Source organism: Caldisericaceae bacterium, from assembly GCA_036574215.1.
Classification (GTDB): domain Bacteria; phylum Caldisericota; class Caldisericia; order Caldisericales; family Caldisericaceae; genus Caldisericum.
In genome coordinates, this window is sequence record JAINCR010000066.1 from 1 (window position 1) to 15,983 (window position 15,983).

Genomic DNA, 15,983 nt, shown 5'->3' on the forward strand with positions numbered 1-15,983 from the left:
TTAATGCATCCAGCAATGAAATTCTCATACGGCTTTCTGAATTTACTGAAAAGGGGAACGAAATAAAAAAGAAAATTGTTTCTATTGATGCAATACCTCAACTTGAGACAGCCGTCAGTAATGACAACATATCATTAAGTGCAAATGCAATAAGAATTATCCCGCTTGTTGATGGAAATAGAAGTTTAAGAGAGATCGCTGAATCTCTTCACATGTCCTATTTTGATGTAGCAGAGATTACTTCAGATTTGATAGATCGCACACTTGTTAAGATTAAGGGAATAAAGAAAATTACAACTATTGAACCTGTAGCACTTACCGTCCAAATCGCCCACAACCTATTGGAAGGTGAAAATGGGATATGGATGAGTAGGATCTTAGGCATGGCACCGGGAAGCACCGTTGATGAATTTGAAGATGAATACGTCGTATGGCTTGATGTAGAACTTGTAGGGAAGTGGGAGCAAATTTTAAAGAGAAGAATAAATTCCATTGTTGCAGAGACTCCCAGGTATGATGAACTCGTCCTTCGGATAAGTCCGCAGATTTCTCTTCAGGATAGTATAGTATTCCATGACAAACTCGTCAAGAAGTACAACTTAAAAGAAGGAGATGTAGTAAAAGTTACGCCCAACATATAGTCGGAGGTGATAAAAATGATGAAAAGTGAAATGAAAAAGAAAAGGAAATTTGAAATAGATGAGCTCATTATGGGTTCGTTGCTTTTTATAATGGCTGTTATAGCTTTCTTAAATGTCTTGGGAAGATACGTATTTCACTATTCTCTTGCATTTACCGAGGAAATCGGTGTGAATTTTTTTGTCTGGGTTACAGTCATTGGCATGGGTGTAGCATTTGAAAGAGGTTCCCATCTTGGCATGGTGACTCTGTTTAGGAAATTTTCCAAGCCTGTTAAGAAATATATCATATGGCTAAATTTAGCACTTTCAGTTTTTCTTATAGGCGTAGTAGATTTGTTCGTTTTAAGAACTATCTATGAGGAATTAACGCTATTTCATTCAACATCTCCTGCATTAGACATACAGATGTGGATATATTATATGGGGATCCCGATTTTTTCTATATTTGTATTTATTAGGATGATAAGAGGGCATAAGAAATCCCTTGCAAAACTTGAGGAGGTGGCGAAGTGAATCCGGCAGTTTTACTACTTATCATGTTTATGATACTCGTCGTTATTGGTGTTCCTATTGCAGTTGCTTTAGGTTCTACTGCACTGATTGTGATCATTCTGTATAAGTTAGGGATTGTAATGATTTCACGAAATTTTTACGCAGGGATTGCAAGTTTCTCTCTACTTGCTATACCGTTCTTTGTGCTTGCTGGAATGATCTTTGAAAAGGCAAGACTTGCAGAAAAGATTGCAAGACTTCTTGAACTCATTGTAGGGAGATCAACTGGTGGACTTGCAATGACAGCTGTGCTTACTGCAATGTTCTGGGGTGCCATTTCTGGGTCTGGCCCTGCAACAACCGCAGCGGTAGGCATTATACTCATTGTTCCTATGATAAGACATGGATACAGCAAGTATTTTGCTGCAGCAACAGTCGCATCTACAGCAGACCTTTCTATTATTATTCCTCCGAGTATCGCATTCATTATTTATGGTAATATTACATCTGCTAGCGTAAGCGCTCTCTTTACTGCAGGGATTATCCCAGGGATTCTTATGGGTCTTTTCTGTGTTGTAGCTGCATATTTCGTTTCTAAGAAGCGTGGTTATCGAGGCATCACAGAGAGAGGTAGTGCAAAGGAAATCCTCATTGCGCTAAAAGATTCAGTGTGGGCCATTCTTGCGCCATTCATTATTCTTGGTGGTATATATGGAGGGGTATTCACACCTACAGAAGCAGCAGTTGTCGCTGTATTCTACAGTTTATTTGTTGCTACAGTGATTTATCGGACTTTAAACTGGCGAACATTTATGGAAATTCTCATTGAGGCCTCTGCTACAAGCTCTGTTATTATGACGATTGTTGCGTTTGCGGGTATATTTTCCTGGACTACAACGGTATCTGGTGCTGTAGAAAGCTTAACACACTCTATAATTAATATTACAAAAAATCCGTGGATGTTTATCATCCTTATTGATATTGTGCTACTTGGACTTGGTATGATCCTGGATGCAATTTCTATTTCTTATCTTGTTTTACCACCCCTTATCCCCATTCTAAAACTCTATCATATCGATCCTATCTGGTATGGAGTCATCTTTGTTGCAGCGCTTGCTATAGGGCAAGCAACACCTCCTGTTGGAGTAAACTTGTTTACTGCGGCAAGCCTTATAAATAGTGACCTTGACCCAATAGCAAAAGAGGCTATACCATACATCATTGCAAGTATCATTGCATTGATTATCATCTCCTCTGTCCCTGCACTTTCTACTTACCTCCCAATACATGCTGGTCTATATAAGATTGCTCCATAAATTAAGGAGAAAATATTCTAAATTTTAAAGCTTACTATAATTTTTGTAAAAATGTTATAATATTAAAAGGAGATGGTGAACATGACTAACACTACAGAAGGAAAAGACCTTGTGCTTGAAGATGGGACGGTGATTCCAGAACATTCACGAACAAAATGTGAAGTTTGGAGTAGGCCTGTTGGTTATCTAAGACCGGTACAGCACTGGAACAAAGGAAAAAGAGAAGAATTTAAAGAAAGAAAAAATTACAATATCGAAAAGTAAGTATTAAAAGGCAGGCGTTTGCCTGCCTTTTTTTAAGTGTATTCAAAAATTAATTAGTCAAAAGTAAAAACAACATTAACTGTCACGTTAACCTTCAATGTGCCCCCTTCAACAGGAACCGATGCTTCATTTTCTACTCCTGCAAATGATTTAAATAAAGGTATAGGATAACTAACTGATTCAATTGAGATAGTTTTAATACCAGTAACTTTGTAATTTGTGCCATTAAGTGCTGCATCTGCCTTTGCTCTTGCATTTTTCATAGCGTTTTCAATTGCTTGAAGTTTTAATTCATCCCTATTTGATGCATCAAAGACAATACCTCCAATGTTATTAACACCAGATTTTACAACAGCAGAAAGAACTTTTGAAGCTTTTTCAATTTCTGTTATTACAACAAAATCTTCAGAAGCATGGAACCCTTTGAGTTTTGATTCCCCTGTTTGTGGATTGTAATCATAAACTGGATACAGGCTAAGGTTAGATGTCTTTATCTTTTCTTTAGGTATTTTTAAATCAAGAAGCGCCTTAATAATAGCGTTTGCCTTTTTACTAAGTAAGTCCATTGCTTGTTCAGGATCAGAGTCTTCGGTAAAAATACCAAAATTTAAATTAACTATGTCAGGTATCACCTCAACTACACCTTCTCCTGTAACTGAAATAGTATGGTTAGTTGGATCGTCAGTTGCCTTAACTTCTCCTTTAGGAAGAGTTTTTCCACCAATAAAAATTACACTTAAAATTGCAATGATTACAAATAAAGCTAATAATTTTTTGTTCATCTTCTTTCACCTCCATTAATTAGATACAAGATACACCTAAAAAGTTCCAACAGTTTTTTAAAAATTTCAAAAATTCTTACAAAAACTAAAAAAGGGGGTAAAATTACCCCCTTCCTCCTTTAATATATAAATAGGTCAGCCTTCAAATTTTTTAAAAACAAGAGCTACATTATGCCCACCAAAACCAAAAGAATTTTTCAAAGCCACTTTTACGTTAGCTTCCCTTGGTGTGTTTGGCACATAATCAAGATCAAGTTCAGGATCTTTTTCTTCGTAATTTATTGTAGGGAAAATCATGCCTTTTTCAATTGAAAGGACTGTTGCAACTGACTCAACACTAGCTGCAGCACCAAGTAAGTGCCCAATTTGTGATTTTGTAGAACTCACTGGTATCTTGTATGCAATATCCCCAAAGAGTTGCTTAATTGCAAAAGTTTCGTTTTTATCATTTAAAGGTGTAGATGTGCCGTGTGCGTTTATGTAGCTTACATCTTCTTTTTTAACGTTTGCTTTATTTAAAGCCAATTCCATTGCTCTTATTACTTCTTTTGCAGTAGGATCTGGTGCAGTAACATGGTAGGCATCAGTTGTGGTCCCATAACCAACAAGTTCTGCATAGATGTGTGCTCCTCTTTTCTTTGCAGAAGTAAGAGATTCGAGCACCAAAATACCTGCACCTTCCCCCATTACAAAACCATCTCTATTCTTATCAAATGGACGAGATGCATGTTCAGGATCATCGTTTCTTTTTGACAGTGCTCTCATTACTGCAAAAGCAGCAACCGCTGTTGGAGTAAATGGTGCTTCTGAACCTCCTGCAACAATAATATCAAGGTCACCTCTTTCAATTGCAAGCATAGCAAGCCCAATAGTTTTTGCAGATGAAGCACATGCTGCAACGGCCGCATTCGTCTCGCCTCTAAAACCATACTTCAAAGCAATATAGGCAGGAATTGCATCAATAATCATTTGAGTTACAAGAAATGGGCTTACTCTTGTTGGACCTTTCTCCTTATTTACTAAAATCTGTTGCTCCAGGCTAATAACCCCACCAATTCCAGATGTTACATACACACCAACCCTCTCGGGGTCAATATCACTTCCAATTTTTGCATCTTCGATTGCTTCTTTTGCGGCAGCAAAAGCAAAATGCTGCACTCTATCAAGGCGAGAAATTTCTTTTTTGTCAATGTAGTTTTCAGGATTAAAATCTTTTATTTCTGCTCCAATCTGAACAGAATAATTAGACGCATCAAAAGATGAGATTTTTGAAACACCAGACTTGCCGCTCTTAAGACCATCTAAAAATGCATCTTTTCCAATACCAATAGGAGAAACAACACCAAGTCCAGTAATTACTACTCTTTCTTTTTCCATACTAACTTAGATGCTCCTTAATGTAAGAAATTGTTTTACCAACAGTGTCAATTTTACCCAAATCTTCATCAGGAATTTTTACACCAAACTCGTCTTCAAATGCCATTGCAATATCAACAAGTGCAAGTGAATCTGCACCGAGATCTTTAATATACTCTGCAGAATCAACAATTTTAGATTCATCAACACCTAATTTTTCTGTAATTACTTTTACTACTTTTGCTCTAATTTCATTTTCTTCCATGTTTTTACCTCCTTAAAATTTTTTATTAAGTTAAAGATAAACCACCATCAACTACAAAAACACCACCTGTAATATACGAAGCAAGAGGAGATGCAAGAAAAATAACCATATTTGCAACATCCTCAGGAAACCCAGCCCTTTTAAGGACAACCTTATTTAGGAAAGTCTCTTTTATATTCTTAGGTAATTTTTCTGTCATTTCAGTTTCAATATAACCGGGTGCAACAAGATTTGAAGTAATATTTCTACCACCGTATTCTAACGCAACTGCTTTTGTAAAACCAATAAGCCCTGCTTTAGAAGCTACATAATTTGCTTGCCCAATATTGCCAGTAATCCCCACAATTGAACCAATGTTAATGATTCTTCCAAAACTATTTTTCATCATGAATTTAAGTGCCTGCTTTGTCATCAAAAATACACCTTTCAAATTAGTATCCAAAACAGCATCCCAATCACTCTCACTCATCCTTAAAAGGAGGGTGTCTTTTGTAATACCTGCATTATTTACAAGTATGTGGATATTTCCAAACTGTGCAACAATATCACTTATAACATGTTCTACCTCATTTTCAGAAGAAACATCACATTGGAAAATTTGAGCAACACCACCAAAAGAAGCAATTTCTTCTTTTACCTTTAAAGCACTTTCAGTTCTACTTGCATAGACAATTGCAACCTTAGAATTAGCCTTCGCAAGACCTAAAGATATGGCTTTCCCAATACCTCTTGAACCCCCAGTCACAACAGAAACGCTTCCTGAAAGGTCAATTTCAACCATTAAATACCTCCTCAGCAAGTTCAACCCTAACATTACTAAGTGTTTTATCAATAAGACCTTTTAAAACATTTTTTGGACCAACTTCATAGAAGTCTTTAACGAGTAATGAATCCATTTTAAGAAGAGTATCCACCCATTTAACAGAACCTGTTAACTGCTTTTTTAAATTCTCTTTTATTTTTTCGGGTTCTGTAGTAATCTCGGCATTAACATTCTGAATAACAGGAATTTCTGGTTTTTTAAATTCTTCTTTGTCGATAGCATTAGACATATCAGCAACGATTGGTTCCATTAATGGTGAATGAAATGCAGCAGACACATTAAGAGGCTTTGCAAGACGAGCCCCCTTTTCTTTTGCAAAAATTACTGCTTGTTTTACTGCTTCAATACTACCAGATAGCACAACTTGGTCAAAAGAATTGTAATTTGCTAACACAATCACACCAAATTTTGATGCTTCACTAATTACTTCATCAACCTTATCTTTGTTTAGGCCAACAACTGCAAGCATACTTCCAGGAGATTTATCGGAGGCTTCCTTCATAAGAAGTCCTCTTGTGCGCGTCAACCTCACACCTGTTTCAAATGAAATTGCCCCTGCTGAAAAGAGCGCCGAATACTCACCAAGGCTATGCCCTGCAACTATATCAGGCTTGATTGCACGTTCCTTTAAAAGAATATCGTAAATAGAGGAAACTGTAAACAATATCGGTTGAGTGATATCTGTTGAGGTTAATAGAGTGTCTGGCCCTTTTTGTGAGACTTCAAGAAGATCAAAACCAACAATAGAAGAAGCCTTGTAAAATAATTCTTTTTTAATACTACTTTCAGGGATTTTCGAAGCCATCCCTACGTACTGCGAACCTTGTCCTGGAAAAACAAACGCTAACATCTCACCACCTCATTAAAATTGCACCAGAAGTCATTCCTGCCCCGAATGACACCATTAATACCAAATCACCCTTTTTAAGTTTATCCTGTTTTCTTAAGAAGTCAAGTGAAACAGGAATGGAAGCAGCCGATGAATTTCCAAATTTATCAATGGTTACAACAACTTTATCCATTGGTATTCCAAGTTTTTCTGCACCTGCTTGAATGATCCTTAAGTTTGCTTGATGAGGTATAAACCAATCAACATCTTCAATTTTTGTATTTGTTTTTTCAAGAAGGATATTTGAAATCCTTGAGATTTCTCTTACAGAAAATTTAAAGACTTCGTTACCATTCATCTGAGTAAAATAACTTCTTTCTTTTAAAACTTCTTCAGAAAAAGGTTTTCTTGAACCGCCTGCAGGTAGTGTAAGATATTGTGATAAAGAGCCATCTGCAAAAAGTTCAAACCCTAAAAAGCCTCCATCTTCAACGTGAGATAGGACAACTGCACCTGCACCATCTCCAAATAGAACGTAAGTCCCTCTATCAGTTGGATCCATCATACGGGTAATAGCTTCAGCACCTATTACGAGGACATTTTTATACGCTCCACTCTGTATGAACTGACTCCCAACAACTGTTGCATAAATCCATCCAGGGCAGCCTGCTTGTAAATCAAAGGCAGCACACTTTTTTGATAAATTAAGTTTTTCTTGGACAAGACATGCCGTTGCAGGGTAAAGCATATCAGGAGAATTCGTTCCAACAATAATAAGATCAATGTCTTCGGGAGAAATCTTTGCATCTTCTATTGCACGTTTTGCAGCAATTGTAGCTAAATCAGAAGTTGCTTCACTTTCTTTTGCATACCTTCTTTCTACTATGCCTGTGCGAGTTCTTATCCACTCGTCAGAAGTGTCAAGAAATTTTTCAAGATCAGTATTGGTTACAACTTTCTCTGGGATATAACTTCCCAAGCCGATGATGCCTACTTTTCCCACTTCAAACCTCCTTTTTTATCTACAAAATAAGCTTTTATTACTCCCTTTGAAAAAATCGTATCGCCATTAAAAATTTCGACTTTTGTTCTTGCAATATTATGTCTAAAATCAAGAATCTCACTTTTACAATAAACTTCCATTCCAGGAAGCACCTTCTTTAAAAATCTAAAATCTTCTACCTCTAAAAGATACCCAAAAAGATCTTTGTAATCATCGTGGAGAAGAATCATAAATGCAGAAACCTGTGCTGAAAATTCAATGAGAATAACACCTGGCACAATGGGGTTATTTGGAAAATGTCCTTTAAAGAAATATTCGTCTTCTTTAAAAACTTTTTTGCCAATTGCATAACTTCCAACACCAACTTCAACAATTTCATCCACAAATAGAAACGGTGCTCTATGAGGTAATATCCTCTCAACATCACTTTTTGAAAGATTTTTTACAATTTTCACTTTTACCTCCTAAAGTTTCAAACGTATTATAATAAAATTTCCAAAATTTCCAAATAATACAAAAAAGCCACACAAAAGTGGCTTTTAATATGATAAGTTGTCTTTAAAGATTAAATTAGTACGCTTTTGCTTCAACAAACTCTAACCAATTAAACGGGTCAACTCCATCAATTACTATTTCTCTAAATTTTTCCGAGATAAGTTTTGTAATTTTCCCTACTTTACCATCGGAAACAGGAATTCTATCAACAGAAACAATTGGAGTAATTTCTGCTGCAGTGCCACAGAAGAAAATCTCGTCTGCAACGTAGAGCATTTCTCTTGGAAGATTTTGTTCTTTTACCGTAAGCTTTAAGTACTCGGCAATTTTTATAACCGAATCTCTTGTAATACCTTTAAGAATAGATGAGCCTAAAGGCGGTGTATAAATTACACCATCTTTAACAAGGAAAATATTTTCTCCAGGGCCTTCTCCCACATACCCAAACACATCAAGCATAATTGCTTCATCGTATCCGTTCTCTTCTCCCTCTATCATGGCAAGCTCAGAATTTAAATAATTACCAGTTGCCTTTGCAAGAGCTAAAGTTGTATCTGGAGCAAACCTTCTATAAGAAGAAACACAAACATTTATTCCGTAAGAAGCCTTCTCATTAAAGATGTTTGGCATCTCAAAAGCGGCAATTGCCGTTTCAATAGGTGCATGTAGAGGGTTTGGGGATATTGAACCAAGCCCTCTATAGACAACAGGCCTTACATACGCACTTTTTAGTTCATTTCTCAAAAGGAGTTCCTTTGTTATATTAATGTAGTCTTCTACTGTTTCTTTTGTTTCCATTCTGTATATCTTCATCGATTCCTTAAGTCTTTTATAGTGGTCATATGCTCTAAAAATTGCAGTTCCCAATTTTGTTTCATAGGCTCTAATTCCTTCAAACACTCCCGACCCATACTGAATTACATGCGAAAGGATGTGAATTTTTGCATCATTCCAATTGACAAAATCTCCGTTAAAGTAGATAAACTTTGACTCCAACATAAAAAACCTCCTTACAAAATTTTAATATTATATAAGATTTTTGAAAAATAGTATAATATATAACAAAATTAGAGTTTTTTGAAAAATACTGCCTATGAAAGATTATCCTTATGCAAATTTTACTTTTGAAAGGAGTGTAAAAACCTATAGAGGTTTACTTAAAGGAGTTCTTAGTGAAGAAAAAGACTTTTTTAATACCCTTTCTCTTAAGCATGTTAATACATTAAAAGAACTTGTAAGAATTTCGCAAACAATAATGCATTTACTAAAACTATTTGCACTACATCAAAGTAGGACATCTATCGGTTTTACCCAGGGGGATAACGTGTATACAGTTGAAGCACTAATCAAAAGTAAAAAGCCTTATACAATCTCTTTAAGAATCATAAAAGAAAGTGTTATTTATACATTCAAAAATATTACAGATTTATCTCCAGTTGCTATGGTTTTATTAGACGAAAATTCAAATGTTATTGAGGTAAATAAAAAATTTGAGGACCTCTTTGGTTATAAAGAATCCGAAATCATTGGGAAAAACATAAATAAAATCATTACACCACCTTCGGAAATAGAAGACGGTGAAACTCTTGACAACATTGCAAAACAGATAGGTTATTTAAAAGTTGAAAGAAAAAGACTAACAAAGGATGGAAGAAGTATCTCTGTTCTTATTTCAGGGCAACCTCTTGAATTGGGAAATGACAAAATTGGTATTATTGGCACTTATGAAGATATAACAGAGCTTAAGAAATTACAAGAAAAACTGCACTATGAAGCAACACATGACCTTTTAACAAACCTTCCCAATAAGAGGATTTTTTCCGATAGATTTGCAGTTGAAAAAGCCTATGCCGATAGGAATAACACAAAAATTGCCCTATTTTTCATGGACATATACGAATTTAAATTTATAAATGACACCTACGGGCATGAATTTGGCGATAAAGTGCTAAAACGTGTGGGAGAGAAAATCCTCTCGGCGGTTCGTTCAACAGACCTAGTTGTTCGGTTTGGAGGAGATGAATTTGTAGTATTGTGTAGTGGCATTGGAAAATTTGAAGATATAGTAGGTATTGCTTTAAAAATTTTAAACCAATTTATGGAACCTATAAAAATTGACGATAGAGAAATTTCGATTGGAATTAACATTGGCATTACAGTGTATCCAGATGATGGAGCAGAACTTGATGACCTAATTCGTAAAGGAGATATTTCAATGTACAAAGCAAAAGCAAATGGAGTAAACAATTTTGTTTTCTACACAGAAGATATTGAAAAAAACTTCAAGAAAACCATAGAAATTAAATCAAAAGAAATCATATTCAGCACTTTTTTTGAGAATATTTTAGCTCCTTTACTAATACTGGATAAAGATTTAAACATCATAAGAGCAAACAAAAGATTTAAAGACGTGTTTAAAAAAACTGCCAAAAACGTATTTTTAAAGAACATTTCTGATGTTTTAAATAGCGATATTTTTTCCGAACACACCAAAAGATTAGAAAAAGAAGAAGCGGTATTTTTTCCCTTTAAATTCAAATTAGAAAATAAAGAGTATAATTTTAGGTGTATGATGAATGCAATTAAAAGTTTTGGTGAATTGTATTATTTTATTGCTTTCATGAAGGGGGAATAAAATGGACCAAAACAAATTTACAGAAAAGGCCCAAGAAGCACTCATTGAAGCAAAAGAAATAGCCATAAAAGAAGGTAATCAGGCAGTAGACGTTGAGCACTTACTTATTGCGATGATAAACCAACAAGAAGGTTTTGTGCCGATTATTCTTGATTTCCTTAAAGTAGATAAAGAAAAACTGATAAACGATTTATACTATAACATCGAAAGATTCCCAAAAACCCATGTAAGCGAAGATTCGCAGTTCTACATTACAAATAGACTCAACACAGTCTTTATAGGGGCAGAAAATGAAGCAAAAGCAATGGGTGATGAGTTTATAACAACCGAACACCTATTTCTTGCAACCCTTCACGATTATGAGATTGGAGGCATTTACACAAAGTATGGTATTACAAGAGAAAATGTCCTTAAAGCAATTCAAACAATTCGAGGAGGTGAAAAGGTGGTTGACAAAAACCCTGAAGCAAAATACAAAGTTTTAGAAAAATACGGAAGAGACCTTGTAAAACTTGCAAGAGAAGGAAAACTTGACCCAGTAATAGGAAGAGATGAAGAAATAAGAAGGACAATACAGATCCTTTCAAGAAGAACAAAAAATAACCCAATTCTTATTGGGGAAGCAGGCGTTGGAAAAACAGCCATAGTCGAAGGGATTGCACAGAGAATCGTTTCTCAAGACGTGCCAGAAACCTTAAAAGATAAAACCATTTTTCAACTTGATATGGCAGCACTCATTGCTGGAACAAAGTTTAGAGGAGAGTTTGAAGACAGGCTTAAGGCAGTGCTTGATGAAATTAAAAAATCCGATAGACAAATCATCCTCTTCATTGATGAGATACATACAATCGTGGGTGCAGGAGCCTCTTCAGAAGGGGGAATGGATGCATCAAACATGCTTAAACCTGCTCTTGCAAGAGGAGAAATAAGAACAATTGGTGCAACAACAATAGACGAATACAGAAAATACTTCGAAAAAGATGCGGCTTTACAAAGAAGATTTCAACCAGTGCTTGTAAAAGAACCAAGTGTAGAAGAAGCCATTGCTATTTTAAGAGGCTTAAAAGAAAAATACGAAGTTCATCACGGAGTGAGAATTAAAGATTCAGCAATTGTTGCGGCTGTGAAACTCTCCTACAGGTATATAACCGACAGATTCCTTCCAGACAAGGCGATAGACCTTATTGATGAAGCAGCGTCTCTATTAAGAATGCAAATTGATAGTATGCCTGTTGAACTCGATGAAGCAACAAGAAAATTAAGACTCCTTGAAATGGAAAAGAAGGCACTTGAAAAAGAAGAAGATGAAGAATCAAAAGCAAAACTTTCTCAAATAGAAAAAGAAATTACCAGTCTAAAAGAAACTGTTGATCGTTTAACAATGAAGTGGAAACAAGAAAAATCAATTATCGAAGAAATTAGAAAGATAAAAAGCCAAATAGAAGATCTCAAGACAAAAGCAAATCTTGCTCAAACCCAAGGTGATCTTGATACAGCTGCAAAAATCCTCTATGGGGATATCCCAAACCTAAACAAAACTCTTGAAGAAAAATACAAAGAGCTCGAAAAAGTGCAGGGTGAAAACCCTCTTCTTAAAGAAGAAGTAGGAGAAGAAGAAATCGCACAAGTCGTTTCAAAATGGACAGGGATCCCAGTTGCAAGGATGCTTAAAACAGAAAAAGAGAAATTACTCAACCTTGAAGGTTCTTTAAGAAAAAGAGTTAAAGGACAGGATCAGGCAATCTCTGCTGTTGCAAATGCAATAAGACGTGCAAGGGCAGGGTTATCAGATCCAAATAGACCATTTGGGTCTTTCATTTTCCTTGGCCCAACTGGTGTTGGTAAAACAGAACTTGCAAAAGCACTAGCTGAAGCACTCTTTGATACAGAAAAAGCACTTATAAGAATTGATATGTCTGAATACATGGAAAAATTTTCTGTTTCAAGGCTCATTGGAGCACCCCCAGGTTACGTAGGATACGAAGAAGGAGGACAACTTACCGAAGCCGTGAGAAGACAACCCTATTCGGTAATCCTTCTTGATGAAATTGAAAAGGCACATCCAGATGTATTTAACATCCTCTTGCAGGTGCTTGATGATGGAAGGTTAACGGATTCAAAAGGAAGAACCGTTGATTTTAGAAACACAATTATAATAATGACTTCAAATATTGGAAGTAAATACATCGCAGAAATCAACGCAATCCCTGGAACGGCAGAATACATGGAACAATACGAAAGAATAGTCGATAGAGTCAATGACGAAATGAGACACATCTTTAGGCCAGAATTCCTTAACAGAATAGATGAAATCGTAGTATTTAACCCTCTTTCCATGAAAGAATTAAAACAAATTGTTGAACTCCTTCTTGAAAGAACGAATGAAAAACTCAAAGAAAAGGACATTATTTTAGATTGTTCAGAAGATGTAAAAACGTTCATCATCAACAAGGGATTTGACCCAGTTTACGGTGCAAGACCACTGAGAAGAGCCATTCAAAAGTACATAGAAAACCCCCTTGCAGAATTTTTACTCCGTGAAAACTTAGAAAAAGGTGTTGTGGAGTGTTTTATGGATAAAGGCGAAGTTAAATTCAAAGTAAAATGAATTTTAGAGAATTATTAGCAAACGCCCTTAAGGAAGTATCAATTCCATTTGACGAATCTCACTTAACTTACTTTGAAATTTATAAAAACCTCCTTGTAGAATGGAATAAGTCCATAAATTTAACTGCTATTGAAAATGAAGAAAACATAATTTACAAACACTTTATAGACTCTATTATGGTGCTTAAGGTAGTGGATGAATTTTCAAGTTTGCTTGACATAGGAAGTGGAGCAGGTTTTCCAGGTATTCCTCTAAAAATTGCAAAAAGAAATTCGGAACTTACACTCATTGAATCTCAAAAGAAAAAGGCGTTGTTTCTTGAAATTTTACTTGAAAGGCTTTCGTTAAGTGAGAGTGTTGTATACACTACAAGAGCAGAAGAACTTGCAAAAGGAGACTTAAGGGAACATTTTGACCTCGTATGCGAAAGGGAGTTTGGTAAACTTTCCTTAAATCTTGAAATTGGGATGCCTTTTGTTAAAAAAGGAGGACATCTTGTTCTACATAAGGGGGAAAAAGATATAAAAGCATTACCAAATTACGAACCTTTTATAGAAGAACTAGGTGGCTCAATAGAAAGTATTTTTTCATACAAATTAAATGACCCCCTAAATCGGTATCTTGTAAAGATTAAAAAAGAGTGGCATACACCAAAAAGATACCCAAGGAGTTATTCAGCACTTCTAAAAGAGGTTAAAAGGTGGGAAGGCATAAACCACACAAACAATTAGTAAAATACTTTCTACTTATAGGGCTTATTCTATTTTTGATGTTTTCCAATACTTTAAAGGCAACGGGAGCATATTTTAATAACTTTTCTAACTCTTACCAAGAAAAAGTAATCGTAATTAGTAGTGAGAATTTAATAAACACACTACTTGAACTTAAAAGCGAATTCACAGATTACAACTTCTATTTTGTTAAAATTGAGGATATTGGAAGTTCTCACCCAAAAAGTATAAGAAACTATATTTTTGAAAGATTTAACTCAGGCTATTTACTTATTGTTGCAAGCGAAGAGAAAATACCTCCTTATACTCTTACAATTACCCAGGAGGGTAGTTTTTCTCCCAAAGAAATTAAAACGGATGCGTTCTATGGTATTGAAGAATTAGATTTTGATAACGATGGAATTTTCGGCGAATTACACGACGATATCATTAAAACAGGATTACATTTTAGGTTTTTTGTTGGGCGTATCCCTTTTGACACGAGAAAGGAAGTGCAAAATTACTTAGATAACCTCAAGAAGTTTAAAACTTTAAAAGATAACGTCCTATTAGCTTCATCTTTTATTTCATTTCCAAACGAAATTTACGAAAATGCTAACATCCTTACAGGAGATGGTGCAAGATTAATGGAGCTAATAAAAAATGAGTTTTTTAAAAACGCCACAACTCTTTATGAAAAAGGTGGTGATTTTCCATCCATATTTAACTCACAACCCCTTACAAAAGAAAATTTCATTAATGAGATAAAGGACAAAAAATTCATTCTTTGGGATGCGCACGGCTCTAAATACGGAGCTTACTCTGAAATATGGATTGACAAAAACCTAAATGGCTTTCCAGAGAAAAACGAAGAATATTTTACTCCCTTCATAACAACCACTGATATTTTTACAACAAATGGCGTTGTTTTTTCTTTAAGTTGTTTAAATTTGAGTGGAAGCGAGAACCTTGGAAAAACATTCTTAAAAAACGGAGCAGTTGCCTTTATAGGATCAAGAGATGTGTCATATTCACCTTCTTATTTTACGCTTCCTCATGATGGCGGTTCGTCAAGTATTGCATACTATTTTGTTAAAGACATATACGATAAAGTCACCATTGGAAAAGCACTATACAATTCTTTTACATACTATTTTGAGCACCTTTTTGTAAACGACCTTGAAGACCCAAAAGAAGCAAATCTTCTTAACATTTATGATTTTAACATTTATGGATTACCCTTCCTTAAATTCAACTTTGAGAATATGAAAGATTTTGAGGATCCTCCAACAAAAAGTTGTGAAAAAACAATTGATTACCAACTTCATATAGATTCAGGGAGATTTTCTCTTAAAATAGATAATATAAAGGATACTTTTATAGTTCTTCCTAAAAATTTCTATGTAAAAAATCTCTACTTTTTAGATTGCAATTCAAAACCTATCTACGATTGGTATTTTAACATTGTAAGGGTAAATAGCCACCACAGTTTGCAAATAGAAGGATACATAAGAGGAAACGTCAATTCGGCAATACAGGTTATAGATAGTGAATGTAAAAGTGCAATAAACATAAATTCAAAAGGTTTTAGCCCAATTGATTTTAATTTTGATGGCATAGAAAACTCAAAAGACTACGATATCATTAAATCAAGTTTTGGAGAAACTTACATGTCAAATGGCTTTAACAATCTATGTGATATTAACTACGATCTTAAAGTAGATGGAGTTGATTTATTCTTATTTTTCATAAATTATGGATAAT

16 protein-coding genes are annotated in these 15,983 nt (G+C 35.0%); 8 read left to right on the forward strand and 8 right to left on the reverse strand.

All coding sequences use genetic code 11. The annotated features are described in order from the left end of the window. The 4 genes from K6343_03975 to K6343_03990 all read left to right on the forward strand — a co-directional run. On the forward strand, positions 1-641 hold a 641-nt coding region (locus K6343_03975), incomplete at its 5' end, for a hypothetical protein (protein MEF3245121.1). Between the two features lie 15 nt (positions 642-656). After that, positions 657-1,154, forward strand: a complete 498-nt coding sequence (locus K6343_03980; protein ID MEF3245122.1) for a TRAP transporter small permease — start codon at positions 657-659, stop codon at positions 1,152-1,154. Further along, the gene (locus K6343_03985; GenBank protein ID MEF3245123.1) at positions 1,151-2,449 is read left to right on the forward strand and encodes a TRAP transporter large permease subunit; all 1,299 of its coding nucleotides are present in this window, start codon (positions 1,151-1,153) and stop codon (positions 2,447-2,449) included. The genes K6343_03980 and K6343_03985 overlap by 4 nt, the downstream gene beginning before the upstream one ends. An 81-nt stretch (positions 2,450-2,530) precedes the next feature. Beyond that, complete coding sequence (locus K6343_03990; protein MEF3245124.1) at positions 2,531-2,713, forward strand: anaerobic ribonucleoside-triphosphate reductase; 183 nt, start codon at positions 2,531-2,533, stop codon at positions 2,711-2,713. 53 nt (positions 2,714-2,766) lie between these two features. Here K6343_03990 and K6343_03995 read toward each other — a convergent pair whose 3' ends face one another. The 8 genes from K6343_03995 to K6343_04030 all read right to left on the reverse strand — a co-directional run bounded on the left by K6343_03995 (position 2,767) and on the right by K6343_04030 (position 9,265). Then, entirely contained in the window at positions 2,767-3,495 is a 729-nt protein-coding gene (locus K6343_03995) for an SIMPL domain-containing protein (GenBank protein MEF3245125.1), read from the reverse strand. A gap of 135 nt (positions 3,496-3,630) precedes the next feature. After that, on the reverse strand, positions 3,631-4,872 hold the full coding sequence (fabF, locus tag K6343_04000) for a beta-ketoacyl-ACP synthase II (GenBank protein MEF3245126.1): 1,242 nt from the start codon (positions 4,870-4,872) through the stop codon (positions 3,631-3,633). A gap of 1 nt (position 4,873) precedes the next feature. Then, positions 4,874-5,116: an acyl carrier protein gene (acpP, locus tag K6343_04005; protein ID MEF3245127.1), complete on the reverse strand. Its 243-nt coding sequence runs from the start codon at positions 5,114-5,116 to the stop codon at positions 4,874-4,876. A gap of 25 nt (positions 5,117-5,141) precedes the next feature. Continuing rightward, positions 5,142-5,897, reverse strand: coding sequence for a 3-oxoacyl-[acyl-carrier-protein] reductase (gene fabG, locus K6343_04010; GenBank protein ID MEF3245128.1), 756 nt, complete (start codon positions 5,895-5,897; stop codon positions 5,142-5,144). Beyond that, positions 5,890-6,789 carry an ACP S-malonyltransferase gene (gene fabD, locus K6343_04015; protein MEF3245129.1) on the reverse strand — a complete coding sequence of 300 codons (900 nt, stop codon included), beginning with the start codon at positions 6,787-6,789 and terminating at the stop codon, positions 5,890-5,892. The genes fabG and fabD overlap by 8 nt, the downstream gene beginning before the upstream one ends. A gap of 1 nt (position 6,790) precedes the next feature. After that, complete coding sequence (locus K6343_04020) at positions 6,791-7,771, reverse strand: ketoacyl-ACP synthase III (GenBank protein MEF3245130.1); 981 nt, start codon at positions 7,769-7,771, stop codon at positions 6,791-6,793. Further along, entirely contained in the window at positions 7,759-8,220 is a 462-nt protein-coding gene (locus K6343_04025) for a beta-hydroxyacyl-ACP dehydratase (GenBank protein MEF3245131.1), read from the reverse strand. The genes K6343_04020 and K6343_04025 overlap by 13 nt, the downstream gene beginning before the upstream one ends. A gap of 121 nt (positions 8,221-8,341) precedes the next feature. Beyond that, positions 8,342-9,265, reverse strand: coding sequence for a branched-chain amino acid transaminase (locus K6343_04030; GenBank protein ID MEF3245132.1), 924 nt, complete (start codon positions 9,263-9,265; stop codon positions 8,342-8,344). Positions 9,266-9,359: 94 nt separating this feature from the next. Between K6343_04030 and K6343_04035 the strand changes: the two genes are divergently transcribed. The 4 genes from K6343_04035 to K6343_04050 are packed head-to-tail and all read left to right on the forward strand — an operon-like array spanning position 9,360 to position 15,982. Beyond that, positions 9,360-10,901, forward strand: coding sequence for a diguanylate cyclase (locus K6343_04035; protein ID MEF3245133.1), 1,542 nt, complete (start codon positions 9,360-9,362; stop codon positions 10,899-10,901). A gap of 1 nt (position 10,902) precedes the next feature. Next, on the forward strand, positions 10,903-13,509 hold the full coding sequence (clpB, locus tag K6343_04040) for an ATP-dependent chaperone ClpB (protein MEF3245134.1): 2,607 nt from the start codon (positions 10,903-10,905) through the stop codon (positions 13,507-13,509). Continuing rightward, entirely contained in the window at positions 13,506-14,240 is a 735-nt protein-coding gene (gene rsmG, locus K6343_04045; protein ID MEF3245135.1) for a 16S rRNA (guanine(527)-N(7))-methyltransferase RsmG, read from the forward strand. The genes clpB and rsmG overlap by 4 nt, the downstream gene beginning before the upstream one ends. Beyond that, the gene (locus K6343_04050) at positions 14,210-15,982 is read left to right on the forward strand and encodes a hypothetical protein (GenBank protein ID MEF3245136.1); all 1,773 of its coding nucleotides are present in this window, start codon (positions 14,210-14,212) and stop codon (positions 15,980-15,982) included. Before rsmG ends, K6343_04050 begins: the two co-directional genes overlap by 31 nt. The last annotated feature ends 1 nt before the right edge of the window (position 15,983 follow it).

What these genes read in the sequence shown, in the direction of transcription:
- K6343_03980 (MEF3245122.1), top strand. Translation starts at nt 657, where the DNA reads ATGATGAAAAGTGAAATGAAAAAGAAAAGGAAATTTGAAATAGATGAG.
- K6343_03990 (MEF3245124.1), top strand. Translation starts at nt 2,531, where the DNA reads ATGACTAACACTACAGAAGGAAAAGACCTTGTGCTTGAAGATGGGACG.
- K6343_03995 (MEF3245125.1), bottom strand. Translation starts at nt 3,495, where the DNA reads ATGAACAAAAAATTATTAGCTTTATTTGTAATCATTGCAATTTTAAGT.
- fabF (MEF3245126.1), bottom strand. Translation starts at nt 4,872, where the DNA reads ATGGAAAAAGAAAGAGTAGTAATTACTGGACTTGGTGTTGTTTCTCCT.
- acpP (MEF3245127.1), bottom strand. Translation starts at nt 5,116, where the DNA reads ATGGAAGAAAATGAAATTAGAGCAAAAGTAGTAAAAGTAATTACAGAA.
- fabG (MEF3245128.1), bottom strand. Translation starts at nt 5,897, where the DNA reads ATGGTTGAAATTGACCTTTCAGGAAGCGTTTCTGTTGTGACTGGGGGT.
- fabD (MEF3245129.1), bottom strand. Translation starts at nt 6,789, where the DNA reads ATGTTAGCGTTTGTTTTTCCAGGACAAGGTTCGCAGTACGTAGGGATG.
- K6343_04030 (MEF3245132.1), bottom strand. Translation starts at nt 9,265, where the DNA reads ATGTTGGAGTCAAAGTTTATCTACTTTAACGGAGATTTTGTCAATTGG.
- K6343_04035 (MEF3245133.1), top strand. Translation starts at nt 9,360, where the DNA reads ATGAAAGATTATCCTTATGCAAATTTTACTTTTGAAAGGAGTGTAAAA.
- clpB (MEF3245134.1), top strand. Translation starts at nt 10,903, where the DNA reads ATGGACCAAAACAAATTTACAGAAAAGGCCCAAGAAGCACTCATTGAA.
- rsmG (MEF3245135.1), top strand. Translation starts at nt 13,506, where the DNA reads ATGAATTTTAGAGAATTATTAGCAAACGCCCTTAAGGAAGTATCAATT.